Origin of the sequence: Cytobacillus oceanisediminis 2691, from assembly GCF_000294775.2 — a bacterium.
Classification (GTDB): domain Bacteria; phylum Bacillota; class Bacilli; order Bacillales; family Cytobacillaceae; genus Cytobacillus; species Cytobacillus pseudoceanisediminis.
Map to the genome: position 1 here is coordinate 5,243,490 of NZ_CP015506.1, position 18,208 is coordinate 5,261,697.

The following is an 18,208-nucleotide window of genomic DNA, read 5'->3' on the forward strand; positions in this document are numbered from 1 at the left end:
TAATTTAAAATGTTCTAATAATTAATTTGAAAAAAAATCGGGTCTATGAAGCAGTTCTGGTTGAAGTTAAATATTAGTGAAGGCGCGTTGGCTGACTGAACGCTCGCTCGAAAAAACCGCGAAATCAAAGGATTTTCTCCCTCATCAGCAAACAAGCAAAATTGTAAGCGCTTTATCATATTCTATTTTACTAGAAAAATAGCAGAAATTGAAACACTTTACACAAAATTCTGGTAAAAACATTTTTCGTCAAAATGCTTTAGCTGAAATTTGCTTCAGTGCTTCAATTTCCACTTTCAATATGTTAGGATGCTAAGTTCTGGCTTTCACCTATAACAGACTTTTCGAGAATTTCGGCAACATCGTACGTATGAACCTGTTCTTCCACTTCTTTTGCTTTCGTGCCATCTGAAAGCATCGTTAAGCAGTATGGGCATCCGGAGCTGATCACGGATGGATTCACTGCGAGTGCCTGCTCTGTGCGTGAGACGTTGATGCGGTGCCCTGTTTCTTCTTCCATCCACATTAAGCCGCCGCCTGCTCCGCAGCACATGCCGGTTTCGCGGTTTCTTTCCATTTCCACAAGCTTAACGCCAGGAATGCTCTTAAGGATTTCACGCGGAGGATCGTACACCTCGTTGTAGCGTCCAAGATAGCAGGAATCATGGAATGTGATCGTTTCTTCCACAGCATATTGCGGCTTCAGCTTGCCTTCTTCTACAAGCTTAGCAAGAACTTCAGTATGGTGATAAACCTCTGCCTCTAATCCAAAATCCGGATACTCATTTTTGAAAATGTTGTAGGCATGAGGATCGATCGTTACGATCTTCTTCACTTCATTTTTCTCAAACTCTTCAATATTCTTTGTGGCAAGCTCCTGGAATAAGAACTCGTTTCCAAGACGTCTTGGTGTGTCACCAGAGTTCTTTTCTTTGTTTCCAAGGATCGCGAATTTAACGCCTGCCTCATTCATTAGTTTCGCAAAGGAAAGAGCGATCTTTTGGCTGCGATTATCGTAAGATCCCATGGAGCCAACCCAGAATAAGTATTCAAACTCTTCTCCTGCCTTTTTCATTTCCTTCACTGTCGGAACATGAACATCTTCGCGTGCTTCTCTCCAGTCTTCGCGCTCCTTGCGGTTCAGTCCCCAAGGATTTCCCTGGCGCTCGATATTGGTCATGGCGCGCTGTGCATCCGCATCCATTTTACCCTCTGTTAAAACAAGATAGCGGCGCAGATCAATAATCTTATCAACATGTTCATTCATAACCGGGCATTGGTCTTCACAGTTTCGGCAAGTCGTACAAGCCCAGATTTCTTCTTCTGTAATGACTTCGCCAATCAGGCTAGGGCTGTATGCAAGGCCTGCAGCAGCTTCTTCTGCACCCTGGCCTGCAGCAGCAAGGGCAAGCTGATTGCCTTTCGTATTTGAAAACGCAAATGTCGGCACCCAAGGCTGCTTCGAAGTGACAACAGCACCGTGATTGGTTAAATGGTCACGCAATTTCAGGATTAAATCCATCGGCGAAAGCATTTTTCCCGTGCCGGTTGCCGGACACATATTGGTACAGCGTCCGCATTCCACACATGCATAGAAATCGATCATCTGATGCTGTGTAAAATCTTCAATCTTTCCGACACCAAAGCTTTCCTGTGACTCATCTTCAAAGTCGATTGCTTTTAATTTTCCCGGATTATCCAGACTGTTGAAATATACGTTGGCCGGTCCGGCGATTAAGTGAGCGTGCTTGGATTGCGGCACGTACACAAGGAAAGCGAGAAGGAATACTAAGTGAATCCACCATGAGATGTAAAACACAACTATTGAAGCCGTTTCACCCATCCATGCGAATGCACCGGCAATCAGAGAAGCAACCGGTTCTGTCCAGGTTCCTTCATGGCCATGCCAAATCATGCCCATTCCATTGCCAAGCAGTACGGAAAGCATGAGCCCTCCGATAAAAATAAGAACGAGACCTGATTTGAATCCGCGTTTTAAACGGACAAGCTTTTCCACATAACGGCGGTGGAAAGCCCAGATTACCGCTACAAGGATCATCAGGGTCACAATTTCCTGGAAAAAGGTGAAGCCAGGATATAATGGTCCAAGCGGCAAATGCGCACCTGGCTTAATTCCCTTGATAATAAAATCGATTGCTCCAAATTGGACAAGAATGAAGCCGTAGAAAAACATCACGTGGATAATTCCGCTTTTCTTATCCTTTAAAAGCTTCTTCTGGCCAAATACGTTGACCCAGATCTTCTCAAGGCGTTCTTTCACCTTGCCGTCAAACTCCACCTTTTTGCCAAGCTTGATATATTCAATCCGCGTCTTCACAACATAGACAAACAGGCTGATGGCGTAAGCGGTTACAAGAAGAAATGCAATTAAGTTGATCCATAATAAACCGTTCATAGACATGGTGCTCCTTTCTTCATCTTAGAAAATTTTAAAAACAATATAATTTTCTGAATTTACTCTTACTCCCATTATATTATGAATGAGCATTCAGTCAACCATTTTTAGTTAAACTTGTTCGAAAAATTTCATTATTTTCATTTATTAAATTCTTTATAAAGGTGAAAAGTCCTCCCATTTTGGGAGATTCCATGATAGAAAAAGCTCTGCAGGAAATACTAACAGGAAAATCCTGTCGAGAGGAAGATTGCATTGACTGTCTGGAATATCATTATGGCCGTTTTACTCGTCATCTTCTTATGGCTCTATATCGACTTTACATGGGGCCGGAAAAGCCATATGAAAAAGCTTGAGCGGACCGCCTTACCCATCCGGCAGTCTGATATGGAACTATTTGCAGACGGACCTGCTTTGTTTGATGATTTATTCTCCGAGCTAAGAAGAGCGCAAAAGCACATCCATATTTTATTTTATATTGTGAAGGATGATAAAATCAGCAAGGAGTTTTTAACCATTTTAAAGGGTAAAGCAAAAGAAGGAGTGGAAGTCCGCCTTTTGCTGGATTGGGCCGGAAGCTTTCCGGTTAAACGAAAAACCGTTAAGGATCTTAAAAGCAGCGGCATTAAGTTTTCGTTTGCACATGTGCCAAAGCTTCCATTTCTCTTCTATTCTTTCCAGGCCAGGAACCATCGGAAAATCACCGTTATTGACGGAAAGATCGGTTACAGCGGAGGCTTCAATATTGGCAAAGAATACATCAATCTGGATAAAAAGCTGAGTCCCTGGCGTGACTATCATTTGAAATTCCGTGGTGAAGGGGTAGAGGATCTGCAAAGAGAGTTTCTAATCGATTGGTATAAAGCAACAAAGACTGACCTGCTCGCAAACAGAGTCTATTTTCCTGAGCAGCCTGCAGGAGATTACCGCCATCAGTTCGCATCTTATAAAGGAGCATTTTTAGAAGAAAGCTTCTCCTCCTTAATTCGGAATGCGAAAAAGAGCATTACGATTGGGACACCCTATTTTATTCCGGGCAAAAGGCTTTTTCAGGATTTAATCCATGCCCTGGAACGCGGGGTAACTGTCAAGATACTTGTCCCATGCATTACCGATCATATTCTTGTTAAGGAAGCCTCCTATCTTTACTTAAGAACCTTGATTAAACAAGGAGCTTATGTGTATGAATACAAAAATGGCTTTTACCATGCGAAGGCGATCATCATCGATGATGAAATCAGCGATATTGGAACAGCCAATTTTGATAAGCGGAGCCTGTTTTTAAATTATGAAATCAATTGCTTTATTTATGACAAAGAGTTCATAAAGCAGATCAGGTCTGTTCTGGACAAAGACATAGACATAGACATAGACAATGCAAAGAGATTGACGCTAAAAGAATTAAACCGGCTGGACCCTTTACGGACATTCAAGGAAATGCTTGCCCGGTCTGTGGCAAGCTTCCTCTAGGAAAAGCGGAAGCGCCTTGCCCACGAAGGAACGCAGACAAAGAACGCCACGTCCTGTGGCAACGTCTGCATGACCCCCATCCTCCCAAAAGCTGCCGCTTTTGGTCGTGCGATGATTATGCTGACGAAGCCTTCCTTGTCCTGGGGGCCCCAAGCACAAGACGAGCGTCCTGGAAAGGCGTTCTTTGCCTTTTTAGGAGGATTGCCCGAAATGTGGAGGTGACTGCCCAGGGACGACAGGCATAAGACAGTTCCTGTAAGAAGGCGTTCTTCCTTCTGAAAGGAAATGGCTTATGACCCCGAGTCCCTAGGAGCCGCAACTAGACAGGCTTGTGACCTCGAGGGGGTAGGCTGCTTGCGCTAGACAGCTCTCGAAATACAAAGATTTACATTCTGTTAGATTATAGACCAGCATAAAGAAGGTGCTGCAAATTGAAAATAAGACTGGGATATGTTTCTCATGCCATCAGCCTGTGGGAGGCATCTCCTGCGAGAACATTGACTTTTACGCGCTATCAGCAATTGCCTGAGGAAGAAAGGCTGGAAAAGCTGAAGGCCGTCACAGCAGTGAATTTGCAAAATACGTTAAGAATGCTTTATTTTAATATCGCCCATGAAATTCAGCTATATCGGCTTTCAAGCTCCATCGTACCTCTGGCCACACATCCGGAGGTTTTATGGGATTTTGTCACACCCTTTAAGGAAAAATGGCTTGAAATTGGTGAATTGATTAAAAAACACGGGCTACGCGTCAGCTTTCACCCCAATCAATTCACCCTGTTCACTTCTCCGCGCGACGATGTGACAAGAAATGCAGTCAAAGATATGGAATACCATTACCGGATGTTCGAGGCCATGGGGGTTGAAAACGAGAGCTTCATTAATATCCATATTGGCGGGGCTTATGGTGACAAGCTCACGACCATCCACCGTTTCCATGAAAATCTCAAGACACTGCCATCTCTTATTAAAAAGCAAATGACACTCGAGAATGATGACAAAACCTATAACGCGGATGAAACTCTCCTGGCCTGCCAGAAAGAAACCATCCCCCTTGTGTTCGATTATCACCACCATATGGCGAACCTCGGCACCCGCCCGCTGGATGAGCTTCTCCCTGAGATTTTTCAGACGTGGGAACAAACAGGACTCAAGCCGAAAATCCACATTTCCTCTCCCAAATCAGAAAAAGCCTTCCGGTCCCATGCCGATTATGTTGACATTGATTTCATCAGGCCGCTTCTCGATCTGCTGAAAACCTTTAACCGGGATATCGATTTCATGATTGAAGCTAAAGCAAAGGACAAGGCTGCGCTTAAGCTGACAGAAGATATCAGCAGCATCCGCGGGGTGAAGAGGATTGGCGGCGCGGAGGTAGAATGGAAATAAGAAAAGCGGAGGCGCCTTGCTCACCCCCGACAAGCACAAGATGAGCCTCACGGAAAGGCGTTCTTTGCCTTTTTGGGAGGATTGGCTTGTGACCTCGAGGGGGTAGACGCCGCAGCTAGACAGTTATCTAATTCCGAAGTTTGTCATTCGTAATGGAAGGCGTTCCGCATGCGGAACGCCCCTTTATTTTAACTGAATCTCCTTCACCTTCTGCCTCTGCTCCTCAGGCCACCAGGCCCCACAGTCTTCAGAGACTACACAGGCAGCGCACTTTTGAAGGTCGTACACCTTCATACCAGTAATCGGAGGTGAATAAAGATGCAGTGTGACAAGGTTCTCCCTGCCTGCACTCTTCATTTTGTGCACACCTTTTTTGAGAGCAAAAAAGAAGGAGTCTTTGGACTTTATCTCTGCAAAAAGCTCAATTGGGACGTCTTCCTTCACTTCAAAAACAGTATTTTCCGCATCTCCATTTAACACTTGAATCCATCCCTTTGAATTTCCATGATCATGCGGGGCGCATTCGATATCTGACCAGTTCATGACAAGCAGCTCCACTTCTTCACTTTGGTAAAGCAGCTTGCGGTAGTAGGGTTTTCCATCTGCCGGCTGCAAGTGAGGAAGCAACTCCTCAAGTTTGATATCAAGTGATGCCAAAGCCTTTCTAAGTTCTTCTGCAGAAGGTGATTTCAATGAATCCAAACTGTTTTTAAACCGTTCCTTCAAGGCCACTAAACGACTCCCCCTTTACTGTGGATTATCGTTTCCTCCATGAAAAATATTTCAGCTGACCATTCACCATGATCACTCCTATAATAATTATGATTCCGCCCATAAAGCTTATGAAGAAAATTTTTTCACGAAGCAATAAAACGGCCGCAATAAAGGTAAATAGCGGCTCCATATAGATAAACATTGATACTTTGGAAGCTTCCAAAACCTCGAGAGCCTTGGACCAGTACCAGTAGCCAATCCCCGACACAAATATGCCCAGAAACAATATATGAGCCCATTCAGAATCGGATAAAAGATGGAACTTCTCCCACCCTCTGTCTCTCATTAAAAAGGGAATGGTCAACACGCATCCAAGCAAACTCATATAAAAAGTGACCACAAGGGAAGGAAGCTTAATTTGCAGTTTTCTCACCAAAATCGAATATACGGCCCAATTCAGTGTACTTAGGATCATGAGGAAATACCCTATATTTAAAGCAAATCCCAGCGTCTGGCCGCTTCTCGCTCCTGTTACCATGAGGACCCCGGAAATCGCAGTTATAATGCCCAGCGTCTTAAGAAATGTCAATTTTTCATGGAGAAAAATCATGGAGAGAAGCACGGTAAAAACAGGTGAAAAAGAAATGATCCACCCCGCAGATGAGGCGTCTATTGTCTTTAGAGCTGATACCTGGATGACCTGATGGATGAAAACGCCGAGTACACCGAGAACAATTAAATGGGGAATATAGTTGAGCGGAATCTGGAGCGGATATCTTTTCAAGAGAAGCACAAGGAGCAGAAAAGCTGCCCCGATGGCAAACCGGAGCATGATCAATGTATAAGGGTCCAGCTTATCCAAAACAGCTTTTGTGGAAACAAAAGAGACTCCCCAAAAACTGATCGAAATGGTTGCAAAAAAAGAGGCTGCCAATTGTGGCTTCATGGGCGAGCATGTCCTTTCCGGAAGGTTTCTACCATGATATGCTCGTCCCGAAGTAAAATGCTGAGTTTAGTTTGATTTACTTGCGGATTGTATGCAAAATTTATTAATTTTTTGCTGATTTGCCGGGTTGGCAGACTAATTTTCTGAGGATTAGCCCGTAACTTTTTGGTTTGCTGCCTGTTTTCGGTTTGTTTGCAGGTTTACCAGGTTTGTTTGCTTTTTTCCTGATTTGTTTGCCAATTTTAGCTATTGTTTGCTGATTTCCCAGGTTTATTTGCAACATTCCGGATTTATTTGCAAAGTTCACATTTAGACATAAAGGGTGCCCATAACTTACGTGGACACCCTTTTCCATTATCTCAATATTCCCTGCAGCCAGGGCAGAACCACTTCATATGCTTTAAACCCGAGGTAAATGCCGACTATCCCCATAATGCCAGGCAGTGCGGGCGGTGCGGGTATCGGCAGCTTCATGAAAGCAAAGACAAATCCGACGAGAAATCCTGTAAGTATGGATAAAAGAACGATTTTCATGAGATCCTCCTAAAATAACATATGCCTTTAGCTTCCCCTTTTTCGTCAAAAACATGAAAAAGCCGGCACCTATAAGTGCCAGCTTTGAGTTTTACATTTTTTCCGGTGCAGATACGCCGATTAATTTCAGAGCATTCTTCAAGGTAGTCTGAACGGCTTTGATCAGTGCCAGTCGGGCTTTGGTTCTTTCCGGATTTTCCGCATCCAGTACTTTTTCAGCATTATAGAAGCTGTGGAAAGAAGAAGCCAGTTCATAAATATAGTTCGTGATTCTGTGCGGCATGCGCTTTTGCGCAGCTTCTCCGACAGCCTGCGGGAATTCGCCGATTTTCTTCAGAACGTCGATTTCCTTTTCCGCCTGAATCAGGGAGTAATCTGCAGCTTCGGCAGACATGCCCTGCTCTTCACCCTGGCGCAGGATGCTGGAAATACGCGCGTGTGCGTACTGGGCATAGTAAACAGGGTTTTCATTTGATTGTGAGACAGCCAGATCAAGGTCAAAATCAAGATGCGTATCTGCGCTTCTCATCGCAAAGAAATAGCGAGTTGCGTCCAGTCCTACTTCTTCCACAAGGTCACGCATCGTTACCGCTTTGCCGGTACGTTTGCTCATCTTCATTTTTTCGCCGTTTTTGTACAAGTGTACAAGCTGGATGATTTCGACTTCGAGCGCCTCACGGTCATAGCCAAGCGCCTGGATGGCCGCTTTCATGCGCGGAATGTAGCCATGGTGGTCAGCACCCCAAATGTTGATCAGCTTTTCAAAGCCTCTTTCAAGCTTGTCTTTATGGTAAGCGATATCTGGAGTCAGATATGTGTAAGAGCCGTCATTTTTAATAAGAACACGGTCTTTGTCATCACCGAAAGCAGTTGAGCGGAACCAGGTTGCACCCTCTTCTTCGTAGATGTGGCCGTTATCCTTCAATGCCTGAAGGGCTGTGTCGATTTTGCCATTATTATAAAGAGATGTTTCAGAATACCAAACATCAAATGGCACACGGAAATCTTCCAGATCCTGCTTCAGCTTTGCCATTTCATATTTCAGGCCGTATTCACGGAAAAAGTCAAAACGCTCTTTTTCATCCGCATGTACATACTTATCGCCATACTCATCAGCCAGCTTTTTGCCGATGCCGATGATGTCTTCGCCATGGTAGCCGTCAGCCGGCATTTCTTTTTCAAGGCCAAGAGCCTGGAAATATCGCGCTTCAACCGATAGAGCCAGATTGTTAATCTGGTTGCCGGCATCATTGATATAGTACTCACGGGAAACCTCATAGCCAGCTTTGTCTAAAATGTTGCATAGGGAGTCGCCGACAGCTGCCCCGCGGGCATGTCCAAGATGCAAGTCCCCTGTTGGGTTAGCTGAAACAAACTCGACCTGGATCTTCTGGCTGTTTCCAACTGTTGTTTCTCCGTACCGATCTCCTGCTTCCAGAACGGCAGGAATCAGATCAGTCAAATAAGAATTATTCATGTAAAAATTAATGAAGCCAGGTCCTGCGATTTCAATTTTTTCAATTGAAGCCTTTGAGCTGTCAAAATGAGCAATAAGCTCCTCTGCAATCATTCTTGGCGCTTTTTTTGCCACACGTGCTAATTGCATTGCCATATTCGTGGAATAGTCTCCATGAGCCTTTTCCTTCGGGATTTCCAGAATTACATCAGGAATCTGCTCTTCCGCTGCTAAGCCAGCCTTTACAACCGCATCCTTAATTTCCTGCTTTAATTTGCCTTGCACCTGCTCAACTATGTTCATTGTTCTCCTCCTCAAACGTAATCGCCAAATGATATGTACCTGCCTGGGATCCCTGCATTTTCAGATCGTATAAAATATCAATCGAACCTTCACCAGATTCGTGATCATATTGATGGACCATACGCTTTGTCACCGTGCCCATTTCAAACACTCCGTAAGGCGTTTCATAGCTGCCGCGGAGCTTTTTATTCATTCTAAAAGGGAGCCTCATCTTTACGGCGCCGCTTCGTAAAATCAGTCCGTCTGCATCGGACATTTTTATGATCGTCTTTACTGTTCCCTCTTCCATTACTTCATCATACTGAAGGAATCGGGCAGAATCTTTTATATAGTATCGGCCAAAAGCAGTCAATTCAAAAGTCTCTTTGCTGCCAAGCTTGCGAATATCTGTCTTCACATTAATCTTCACAGGCATTTGTTCCGCTGAGCGACTGGACAACGGCAACACTTCCTTTTCATCATATATAACTATATAAGTATAAATACTCGCTGGGGAAAGTGCAAGAAGGTGACAGAAAGAAAAGCGGAAGCGCCTTGCCCACCCCCGACAAGCACAAGACGGGCCTCCCAGAAAGGCGTTCTTTGCCTTTTTAGGAGGATTGGCTTGTGACCTCGAGGGGGTAGGCGCTGGAGCTAGACAGTTATCGACGTTCAGTATTTCTTGAATAAAAAAACGGAGACCGAAGTCCCCGTTTATTTTTTATTAACCCATCCAAGAATCATTTCCCGGATCAGTTTGCTTGCTGTATTGGCTGTTTGTTCAGATGGATCATAGATGGGCGCAACCTCGACAAGGTCAGCTCCAACGACTTTAACATCTGAATGGGCAATTTCATGAATAGAAGCAAGAAGCTCTCTTGACGTAATGCCGCCTGCGTCGACTGTGCCTGTTCCCGGCGCGTGGGCAGGGTCCAGAACATCAATATCAATCGTTACATAGACCGGACGTCCTGCAAGCTTAGGAAGAATATCTTTCAATGGCTTATGCACTTCGAATTTTGAAATGTGCATGCCGACTTCCTTCGCCCACTGGAATTCTTCTTTCATGCCGGAACGGATGCCAAAAGAATAGATATTGCCAGGACCAATCAAATCAGCTGCTTTGCGGATTGGCGTTGAATGAGATAATGGCTCCCCTTCATAATCCACACGAAGGTCTGTATGGGCGTCCATGTGGATAATCGCCAAATCCGGATATTTTTTGTACATTGCTTTGATGACAGGCCAGGAAACCAAATGTTCTCCGCCCATGCCAAGCGGAAATTTATCCTCCGCCAGAAGCTGATCGATAAACTCCTCAATCATATCGATGCTTTTCTGCGGATTTCCGAATGGCAGCGGAATATCGCCGGCATCATAATATTTTACCTCTTCAAGCTCACGGTCCAGGTATGGGCTATACTCTTCAAGCCCGATTGACACTTCTCGGATACGGGCAGGGCCGAAACGGGAGCCCGGACGATAGCTGACTGTCCAGTCCATTGGCATTCCATAAATGACCGCTTCACTTTCCTCATAACTAGGATGGCTTTTAATAAACACATTGCCTGAATAGGCTTCATCAAAACGCACCAAGGTCATCCCTCACTTTTTATGTATTCAAGAAGGCTGCTCTGAAACGCAGCCTGTCCATTACTTAACTAAATCTGCAACAAATTTAGGCAATACAAATGCCGCTTTATGCAATTCTTTCGTATAGTATTTTGTTTCGATCTCATGGAAGCGATCTTCGCTTACTTCTAATGGATCGTATTTTTTAGATCCGATTGTGAACGCCCACATGCCGCTTGGGTAAGTAGGGATATTCGCAGTGTAAAGACGAGTGATTGGGAAAATTTCTTTCACATCGCGCTGTACGTTGCGGATAAGGTCCGCTTTGAACCAAGGGTTGTCAGACTGGGCCACAAAGATGCCGTCTTCTTTTAAGGCTTTAGAGATTCCAGCATAGAAGCCTTTCGTGAATAGATTTACCGCAGGTCCTACCGGCTCAGTTGAGTCAACCATGATCACGTCATATTCATTTTCGCTTTCGGCAATGTGCATGAAGCCATCGCCTACCTGCACATCAACGCGAGGGTCATCAAGCTTGCCTGCAATCTCAGGAAGGAATTTTTTTGAGTACTCAATAACCTTTCCATCGATATCCACAAGAGTCGCCTTTTTCACGCTTGGGTGCTTAAGGACTTCACGGATGACGCCGCCGTCACCGCCGCCAACAACAAGAACGTTTTCAGGGTTTGGATGTGTGAACAAAGGAATATGCGCAACCATCTCATGGTAAACAAACTCATCCTTGATTGAAGTCATAACCATGTCATCAAGAAGAAGCATATTGCCCCACTCTTCTGTTTCCACCATATCAAGCTTCTGGAATTCTGTCTGTTCTGTATGTAAAGTACGCTTCACCTTCATCGTAATGCCAAAGTTCTCTGTTTGTTTCTCTGTAAACCAAAGTCCCATTCTTTAATCATTCCTTCCATAAAAAAATGAATTATCACTAAAGAGCAGCAAAAAGCATTTTCATCTTTTATACTTCCCTAACATGCAAATAACAAACACAGAAAAAGTATAGATGAATCTAGCAAAATTGCAAGAAAAATTTCGCTAATTAGTAGAGAAAGATGTTTAAAATCGCTCTGTTTTTTCAATACTGAATACATAGAGCACTTATTAGGGAATTATTTGGATACCTCGCCGCACTTATCGTTCAACTTTTAATTTAATCGGCCACTTTGGAACCTTTATCGGTCAGTTTTTATCTTTTCGGTCACTTGGCGCTGTATCAACTTTTCACTATAAAAAACAGATAAATAGGGGGTGCTTGATATGGAATTAATGACGGATCAGCGTTTTCGAAAAACGATGAAATATTTGCGTGCGGTTCTCATTATTAGCTTAATAGGAATGGCTTTAGCCGCCGTGATGATCGGAGGCATTCTGGTATATGCCAAAATTTTGGGGCCGCCGCCGCTCGCCGTTCCGCAATCGACTTTATTTTTCTCGGATGATGGCACGGTTATCGGTGAAAGCAACAACGGCCAAAAACGCTATTGGGCACCACTCGATGACATCAGCCCGCATTTAATTGATGCGACGGTCTCGATAGAGGATAAGAATTTTTTCGAGCACAATGGATTTGATTATAAAAGAATCGCAGGTGCCGCCCTCGCTGATATAAAGGCAATGGCCAAAGTTCAGGGTGCCAGCACCATCAGCCAGCAATATGCCCGCAACCTGTTTCTTGAACATGAAAAAACCTGGAAGCGGAAATTGCTTGAGGCCTTTTATACCATCAGGCTTGAGATGAATTATACGAAAAAGGAAATCCTTGAAGGCTATTTAAATACGATTTATTACGGCAATGGAGCTTACGGCGCACAGGCAGCAAGCCAGTTCTATTTCGGGAAGGATGCAAGTGAGCTGTCATTAGCTGAGGCTTCCATTTTATCCGGCATCCCTAAGGGTCCTGGCATCTACTCGCCATTTGCATCAGCAGAAAAAGCAGATCAGCGTCAGAAAGTGATTCTGCAGACGATGGTGAAGAACGGGCTCATCAGCCAAAAAGACGCAGATCTTGCGGCAGCAGAAGAGCTTGAGCTGGTTGGCGAGCACATGCACCCAAGATCGAAAACAGCCCCATATTTTCAGGATGCTGTCCGCAATGCTCTTAAAACACAGCTGAATCTGGATGACCGTACGATTGAATTGGGCGGATTAAAGGTTTATACCACTTTGAATCTGAAGGAACAGGAAATCGCGGAAGAAACAATAGATAAGCTTATTTCAAAAGACTCGGAGATTCAGGTCGGAGTTGTTGCCATGAATCCGAAAAACGGGTATGTGAAAGCAATGGTTGGCGGACGTGATTATGAGGCAAGTCCCTTTAACCGTGCAGTCCAGGCAGTCAGGCAGCCAGGATCGACGATAAAGCCTCTTCTCTATTACGCGGCATTGGAGCAGGGCTTCACCCCTTCCACCCCAATCCGGAGCGAGCAGACGACTTTTCGGTTTGAAGACGGTACGCCGGACTACACACCGCATAACTTCAACAGCAAGTATGCGGATGACGATATCACAATGGCCCAGGCCCTTGCTCTATCTGACAATGTCTACGCGGTGAAAACTCATTTATTTTTAGGGGAAGAGACGCTTGTCAATACAGCCAAGAAATTTGGCATTACCTCTAAGATGGCGAAGGTGCCGTCCCTTGCACTCGGCACATCCGGCATGAGAGTCATTGAGCTTGCCAACGCTTACAGCATGTTCGCCAATGGAGGGAAAAAGATCTCCCCGGTACTGATTAAGCGTGTGGAGAACCATAAAGGCGAAGTCATCTACGAGCAGGAGCCATTCCAGATGAAGATTCTGAAGCCTGACCTTGCTTTCGTTATGACCCACATGATGACAGGTATTTTTGACCGGAAGCTGAACGGTTATGCCCAAGTAACGGGAAGCACAGTCATCAACGATATGACCCGCCCTTACGCCGGCAAGTCCGGTTCAACAGAAACAGACAGCTGGATGGCCGGCTTTACACCACAGCTTGTCACAGCGGTATGGACCGGCTATGACAAAGGCCAGGTCATTACAAAAACCGTTGATAAAACGTATGCCAAAAACATTTGGATCCGGTTCATGGAGGAAGCCCATAAAGGAAAGCCGGCCAAGGAATTCAAAGCGCCCAAAGATACAGTCGGCGTCTACATTGATCCATCCAACGGGAAAATTGCCGGGGAAAACTGCCCGGTCAAGCGCCTAACCTACTTCGCAGAAGGCACAGAACCTGCGGAATATTGTACAGACCACTTGAGCCATAAAGAAGAGAATAAAACTGAGCAGCCGGAAAAGAAGCCTGACACACCTTGGTATAAGAAACTGTTTCGGTGGGCTTCGTAACGGTGACCACTTGTAAAACTGGTATAGGTGCCTGTCATTTTAATAAAAGTGAAAAACCCCGGGGTCCGAATCCCGGGGTTTTTCGTGTCCTAGTGCTATATTGTGCCTTCACACTGTTAAATAGTTTACTTTTTTTATTGGAATTGTACAAGTAGTTAGAAAATCACGTCAAAAAAATGTCACAATTTCGTCACAAAATTAGACTTTTTTTCTAAATGGCTTGTAAATCTTTTTTTAGCTGTTCCGCTGATCTTTCCCACATGCCGGCGTCATGGTTTTTCAGGAAATCTGCCAGCACTTTTTTGGATTTCTCGTCCATATGATCCACTATGATGTGTCTTTTAATCGATTTATCCATGCGGTTCACATGCTCTGGCAGCGATTTGTAGCCCCGGCGGATTTCTCTGTCGACCGTCATCTCACATGCAGTAACACCTGCATAATAAGCGCCTCCCTCTTTGCGGTCAATGGTGACCCAAATCAGCCAGTACGGCTTCCCGTTAGGCACTTCCTCTTTGGTTTTCAAAAACTTGATGCCTTTTTCAACAGGGCTGCGCGCATGCATGGCGCCCACTTCAATAGACGCCTCACCGGCATCCACATCAATAATAACCGGTGTCACATTATCAAGGCTCAGAGTCCCGACCCCAAAACCGCCATGTCCTTCAGTCGGGTCGCTCTTGATTATATTAAAATCGAGTTTCTTTTTCTTTTTTTCTTCCATTTTCAAGTCCTCCTAAGCAAAAATTAGGCTCTTATTATTATGTCATAAATATTTCATAGAAAAAATCATTTAGGCCGCTCGCAAGTACCGGCAATACGGTGTTAAATATCGGCTGGATGGTGTATTGATCCAGCGGTGTAATGACAAGAATTAGGAAAATAACGGAGCCATACGCCTCAAACTGAGTCATTTTCGGGCGAATATGGGCTGGCGCCAAATCTTCAATAATTCTGTAGCCATCAAGCGGCGGAAACGGCAGCAGGTTGAATACAAACAGCACTAAATTCAGCTGAATAAAGATATTCAGGAAATCTGCCACAAACGCTGGAAATGAAGCTGCGAGTCCAGTTCCGGCAAGAGCATACCAGATGAAAAAACCCAGGACAGCCATCACCAGATTGGATATCGGTCCCGCAATTGAAACAGATATCCCGGCAAGCTTCGGATTTTTGAAAAAGAAGCGGTTGACCGGTACCGGCCTGGCCCATCCGAAACCGGCAATAAAAATCAGGATTGTTCCAATCGGATCCAGATGCTGCATGGGATTTAGGGTTAATCTGCCCTGATTTTTTGCAGTGGGATCTCCAAACTTATAAGCCACATAGGCATGGGCAAATTCATGGACCGTAAAGGCAATCATCAATGTTACCGCGACATAGGGAATCTCCCTGAGAGAAAACGCCAAAAATTGTTCCAAATGCCAAAACTCCCTCTCCTGCCGGCTGAAAAGCCAGGCTTTATTTATACATACTATGTAGGAAAAGCCGATGCTATTTACCTAAAAGTATACATGAACGCCTGAGCAAAGGGAATCAGGCTTGCACATTGCGAGAAAAAGTGGAAAAATACAAGCATAAATAGTGAGGAGGAAAAGAAAATGCCATACGTAACCGTTAAAATGCTTGAAGGCCGCACTGAAGAACAGAAAAAAGCGCTCGCTGAAAAAGTAACAGCTGCCGTAAGCGAAACGACTGGAGCCCCTGAAGATAAAATCGTCGTATTTATCGAAGAAATGTCCAAAAATCACTATGCTGTCGGCGGAAAACGCTTAAGCGATCAGTAGAATTGCGTAAAGAAGGCAGTTTTCCATTACGGAAGCTGCTTTTTTATGGTTTTTTGCATAATGAGAGGTTTTACTTGCGGATAAAGAAATTTATTTGTATATAGACCGATTTTACTTTCGCATAAAAAATCTTATTTGCACATAGTATGATTTTACTTTCGCATAAAAAAATTCCGTGCGGATAACCTGATTTATGTGCGGTAAGACTTTTTCAGCAAAAAAGAAGAGCCAGGCGCTTAATGCAGCCCGGCTTTTTCTCTTAAGCTTCCAATATATTGATACGCCTGTTCCACTTCTTCATCCGTGTAGCGCTGTTTGCTTTTTAGGGTAAAGACTTTTTCTTTCACTTCTTCTTTTGGGAGGTCATTAAAATAAAGGACCGTTGAGACGAGTTCAAGGAATCTTGCATTCTGGCCGTTCATATCAAGCAGGCAGTCCTGCAGGCTGGGCATTTCGACTGCATTAATGTCCAGAAATTCCTTGCCGGTTTCAGTAAGGGTGTATCGATACTGGTAATAGCCGCCCTTTTTTTCCTTTACTTCGTTTAAAAATCCCATGTTGCAGAGTTCTTCGACCCTTAGTGTCAATTCTTCCGAATATGGCCCGTAAAAGTGAAATTGAAATCTTTCCTGAAAGGGAAATGCGATGTTTTTGGCGATATATATCATTTTCTGCAGCTTTTTCCGTCCCACGATTTCTTCAGAGACTGCAATGGCATGCATTAGTTTAGCGTGATCCTTTAACAAAGCTCTTCATCTCCTACTCCGTTTTTTCCCGTATCTATAGAAAACCAATTATGTAGTTTTAATCGATTTCCAGCAGCGTTCTAATCTGTTTTTTAATGTTTGGCTTTTTGCTGTCGTCTGCAATAAAATCAGCCGGATAGTAAAGCTTATGATCAGTGCGTCGTTTCCCGGAAATGGCATCCACGATCTCCGATTCGCGGGAAAGCTCGCGAATATCCCCATTTTTCAGCAGCAAATGGATCGGCAATCTTTCTTCTTCCTCGCCAGGACGGTAAAAATCATAAGGCAAATCAGATGAAGAATCGACGACCAGATAATATTCCGGATCGATGCCTGCCTTTTTGAACAAAGCCGACAGCTCCGCCAGCTTCTTGTACTCTTTCGCCGGGTCGAATTCCACATATTTATATAAATTCCGGTCCATAAATCGGCAGCAGAGATCTTTCAGTATCGGATCTTCTTCCTCCTGCCACATCTGAAAATAATAAAGAATAATAGCTTCATCGAGCTTTATATAATCTTCAAGAGTGATTTCACCATTGAATAAAGAATAAAAATGGATTGGATCATATTTAAACCTGTATTTCTGTTCATGCAAATCTTTCGCGCGATGAAGGATTTTGGTCAGGATCACCTCGGCACTGCGTGTAACCGGGTGGAAATACACCTGCCAATACATCTGATACCGGCTCATAATGTAATCCTCAACGGCATGCATCCCGCTCTGTTTGATCACGACCTGGTCTTCCCGCGGCCTCATGACACGCAGGATCCGCTCCATGTCAAAGTGGCCATAACTGACACCCGTAAAGTAAGCATCCCTCTGCAGATAATCCATCCGGTCCGCATCAATCTGGCTGGAAATCAGGCTGACGACCAGCTTATTTTTAGAAGTTTTGGCAATCACATCTGCCACTTTCTGAGGAAAATCGGCACTTACCCTGGTGAGCACCTGATGGACCTCGGTATCGCCGAGAATGATTGCCCTCGTATAATGTTCATGATCGAGGTCGAATACTTTTTCGAAGGAGTGTGAGAACGGGCCGTGTCCCAAATCATGGAGAAGTGCCGCGCATAAGGTCAGGATGCGGTCTTCTTCATCCCATTCCGGCCTGCCCAAAAAGACGTCATCGGAAATGCGCCGCACAATCTCGTAAACTCCGAGCGAGTGGTTAAAGCGGCTATGCTCAGCACCATGGAAGGTTAAATAAGTTGTCCCGAGCTGCTTAATTCTTCTAAGACGCTGAAACTCTTTTGTCCCGATTAAATCCCAGATTACTCTGTCTCTTACGTGTATGTAACGATGAACGGGATCTTTAAATACTTTTTCCTCACTTAACTTTTCCGCTGAATATGCCATTCCGTACCCTCCGCTTTTCCTGTGTCCACGAGTTCCAAACCTGCTGTTCCCATTTTCTGGCGTATACCTATTATATCCCGATCACGGTGTCAATTCATCACAAAATTCTTTGTTTTTCATGGCTGTTCGACAGAAACCGCAATACAGCAATCATCTTCCCTGGAAATATTTTTCGACTTTTCTAAAAACGAA

At 44.4% G+C, this 18,208-nt stretch carries 17 protein-coding genes; 4 read left to right on the forward strand and 13 right to left on the reverse strand.

What is annotated here, in order from left to right:
* Positions 1-304: 304 nt before the first annotated feature.
* Positions 305-2,416: a heterodisulfide reductase-related iron-sulfur binding cluster gene (locus tag A361_RS26155; protein WP_019380582.1), complete on the reverse strand. Its 2,112-nt coding sequence runs from the start codon at positions 2,414-2,416 to the stop codon at positions 305-307.
* 276 nt (positions 2,417-2,692) lie between these two features.
* Between A361_RS26155 and cls the strand changes: the two genes are divergently transcribed.
* Both cls and uvsE read left to right on the forward strand, forming a co-directional pair.
* Positions 2,693-3,886 (forward strand): cardiolipin synthase, encoded by a 1,194-nt coding sequence (cls, locus tag A361_RS26160; protein ID WP_033196505.1) that lies wholly within the window; start codon positions 2,693-2,695, stop codon positions 3,884-3,886.
* 431 nt (positions 3,887-4,317) lie between these two features.
* Positions 4,318-5,274 carry a UV DNA damage repair endonuclease UvsE gene (gene uvsE, locus A361_RS26165; protein ID WP_019380580.1) on the forward strand — a complete coding sequence of 319 codons (957 nt, stop codon included), beginning with the start codon at positions 4,318-4,320 and terminating at the stop codon, positions 5,272-5,274.
* A gap of 183 nt (positions 5,275-5,457) precedes the next feature.
* On the opposite strand, the gene A361_RS26170 is transcribed toward uvsE, so the two are convergent.
* The 8 genes from A361_RS26170 to speE all read right to left on the reverse strand — a co-directional run bounded on the left by A361_RS26170 (position 5,458) and on the right by speE (position 11,687).
* Entirely contained in the window at positions 5,458-6,006 is a 549-nt protein-coding gene (locus tag A361_RS26170; protein WP_019380579.1) for a cysteine dioxygenase, read from the reverse strand.
* A gap of 25 nt (positions 6,007-6,031) precedes the next feature.
* Positions 6,032-6,934, reverse strand: coding sequence for a DMT family transporter (locus A361_RS26175; RefSeq protein WP_019380578.1), 903 nt, complete (start codon positions 6,932-6,934; stop codon positions 6,032-6,034).
* A gap of 103 nt (positions 6,935-7,037) precedes the next feature.
* Positions 7,038-7,289 (reverse strand): hypothetical protein, encoded by a 252-nt coding sequence (locus tag A361_RS26180; RefSeq protein ID WP_019380577.1) that lies wholly within the window; start codon positions 7,287-7,289, stop codon positions 7,038-7,040.
* Complete coding sequence (locus A361_RS26185) at positions 7,289-7,468, reverse strand: XapX domain-containing protein (protein WP_009332314.1); 180 nt, start codon at positions 7,466-7,468, stop codon at positions 7,289-7,291. The genes A361_RS26180 and A361_RS26185 overlap by 1 nt, the downstream gene beginning before the upstream one ends.
* Positions 7,469-7,559: 91 nt before the next feature.
* Entirely contained in the window at positions 7,560-9,227 is a 1,668-nt protein-coding gene (gene argS / locus A361_RS26190; RefSeq protein ID WP_019380576.1) for an arginine--tRNA ligase, read from the reverse strand.
* Positions 9,214-9,642 (reverse strand): DUF1934 domain-containing protein, encoded by a 429-nt coding sequence (locus A361_RS26195; protein ID WP_009332316.1) that lies wholly within the window; start codon positions 9,640-9,642, stop codon positions 9,214-9,216. Before A361_RS26195 ends, argS begins: the two co-directional genes overlap by 14 nt.
* Before the next feature lie 278 nt (positions 9,643-9,920).
* The gene (gene speB / locus A361_RS26200) at positions 9,921-10,799 is read right to left on the reverse strand and encodes an agmatinase (protein ID WP_026041615.1); all 879 of its coding nucleotides are present in this window, start codon (positions 10,797-10,799) and stop codon (positions 9,921-9,923) included.
* A 60-nt stretch (positions 10,800-10,859) separates the two neighbouring features.
* Positions 10,860-11,687, reverse strand: coding sequence for a spermidine synthase (speE, locus tag A361_RS26205; RefSeq protein ID WP_009332318.1), 828 nt, complete (start codon positions 11,685-11,687; stop codon positions 10,860-10,862).
* Positions 11,688-12,053: 366 nt separating this feature from the next.
* Between speE and A361_RS26210 the strand changes: the two genes are divergently transcribed.
* Positions 12,054-14,123 carry a transglycosylase domain-containing protein gene (locus A361_RS26210; RefSeq protein WP_019380573.1) on the forward strand — a complete coding sequence of 690 codons (2,070 nt, stop codon included), beginning with the start codon at positions 12,054-12,056 and terminating at the stop codon, positions 14,121-14,123.
* Positions 14,124-14,334: 211 nt separating this feature from the next.
* Here A361_RS26210 and A361_RS26215 read toward each other — a convergent pair whose 3' ends face one another.
* The gene (locus A361_RS26215; RefSeq protein WP_019380572.1) at positions 14,335-14,847 is read right to left on the reverse strand and encodes a YwhD family protein; all 513 of its coding nucleotides are present in this window, start codon (positions 14,845-14,847) and stop codon (positions 14,335-14,337) included.
* Between the two features lie 37 nt (positions 14,848-14,884).
* Positions 14,885-15,544: a site-2 protease family protein gene (locus A361_RS26220; protein WP_019380571.1), complete on the reverse strand. Its 660-nt coding sequence runs from the start codon at positions 15,542-15,544 to the stop codon at positions 14,885-14,887.
* Between the two features lie 180 nt (positions 15,545-15,724).
* On the opposite strand from A361_RS26220, the gene A361_RS26225 reads away from it, so the two are divergent.
* Positions 15,725-15,910 carry a 2-hydroxymuconate tautomerase gene (locus A361_RS26225; RefSeq protein ID WP_009332324.1) on the forward strand — a complete coding sequence of 62 codons (186 nt, stop codon included), beginning with the start codon at positions 15,725-15,727 and terminating at the stop codon, positions 15,908-15,910.
* A gap of 236 nt (positions 15,911-16,146) precedes the next feature.
* Here A361_RS26225 and A361_RS26230 read toward each other — a convergent pair whose 3' ends face one another.
* Both A361_RS26230 and A361_RS26235 read right to left on the reverse strand, forming a co-directional pair.
* The gene (locus A361_RS26230) at positions 16,147-16,656 is read right to left on the reverse strand and encodes a YwgA family protein (RefSeq protein ID WP_009332326.1); all 510 of its coding nucleotides are present in this window, start codon (positions 16,654-16,656) and stop codon (positions 16,147-16,149) included.
* Positions 16,657-16,714: 58 nt separating this feature from the next.
* Positions 16,715-18,016: an HD domain-containing protein gene (locus tag A361_RS26235; protein ID WP_009332327.1), complete on the reverse strand. Its 1,302-nt coding sequence runs from the start codon at positions 18,014-18,016 to the stop codon at positions 16,715-16,717.
* Positions 18,017-18,208 lie beyond the last annotated feature (192 nt).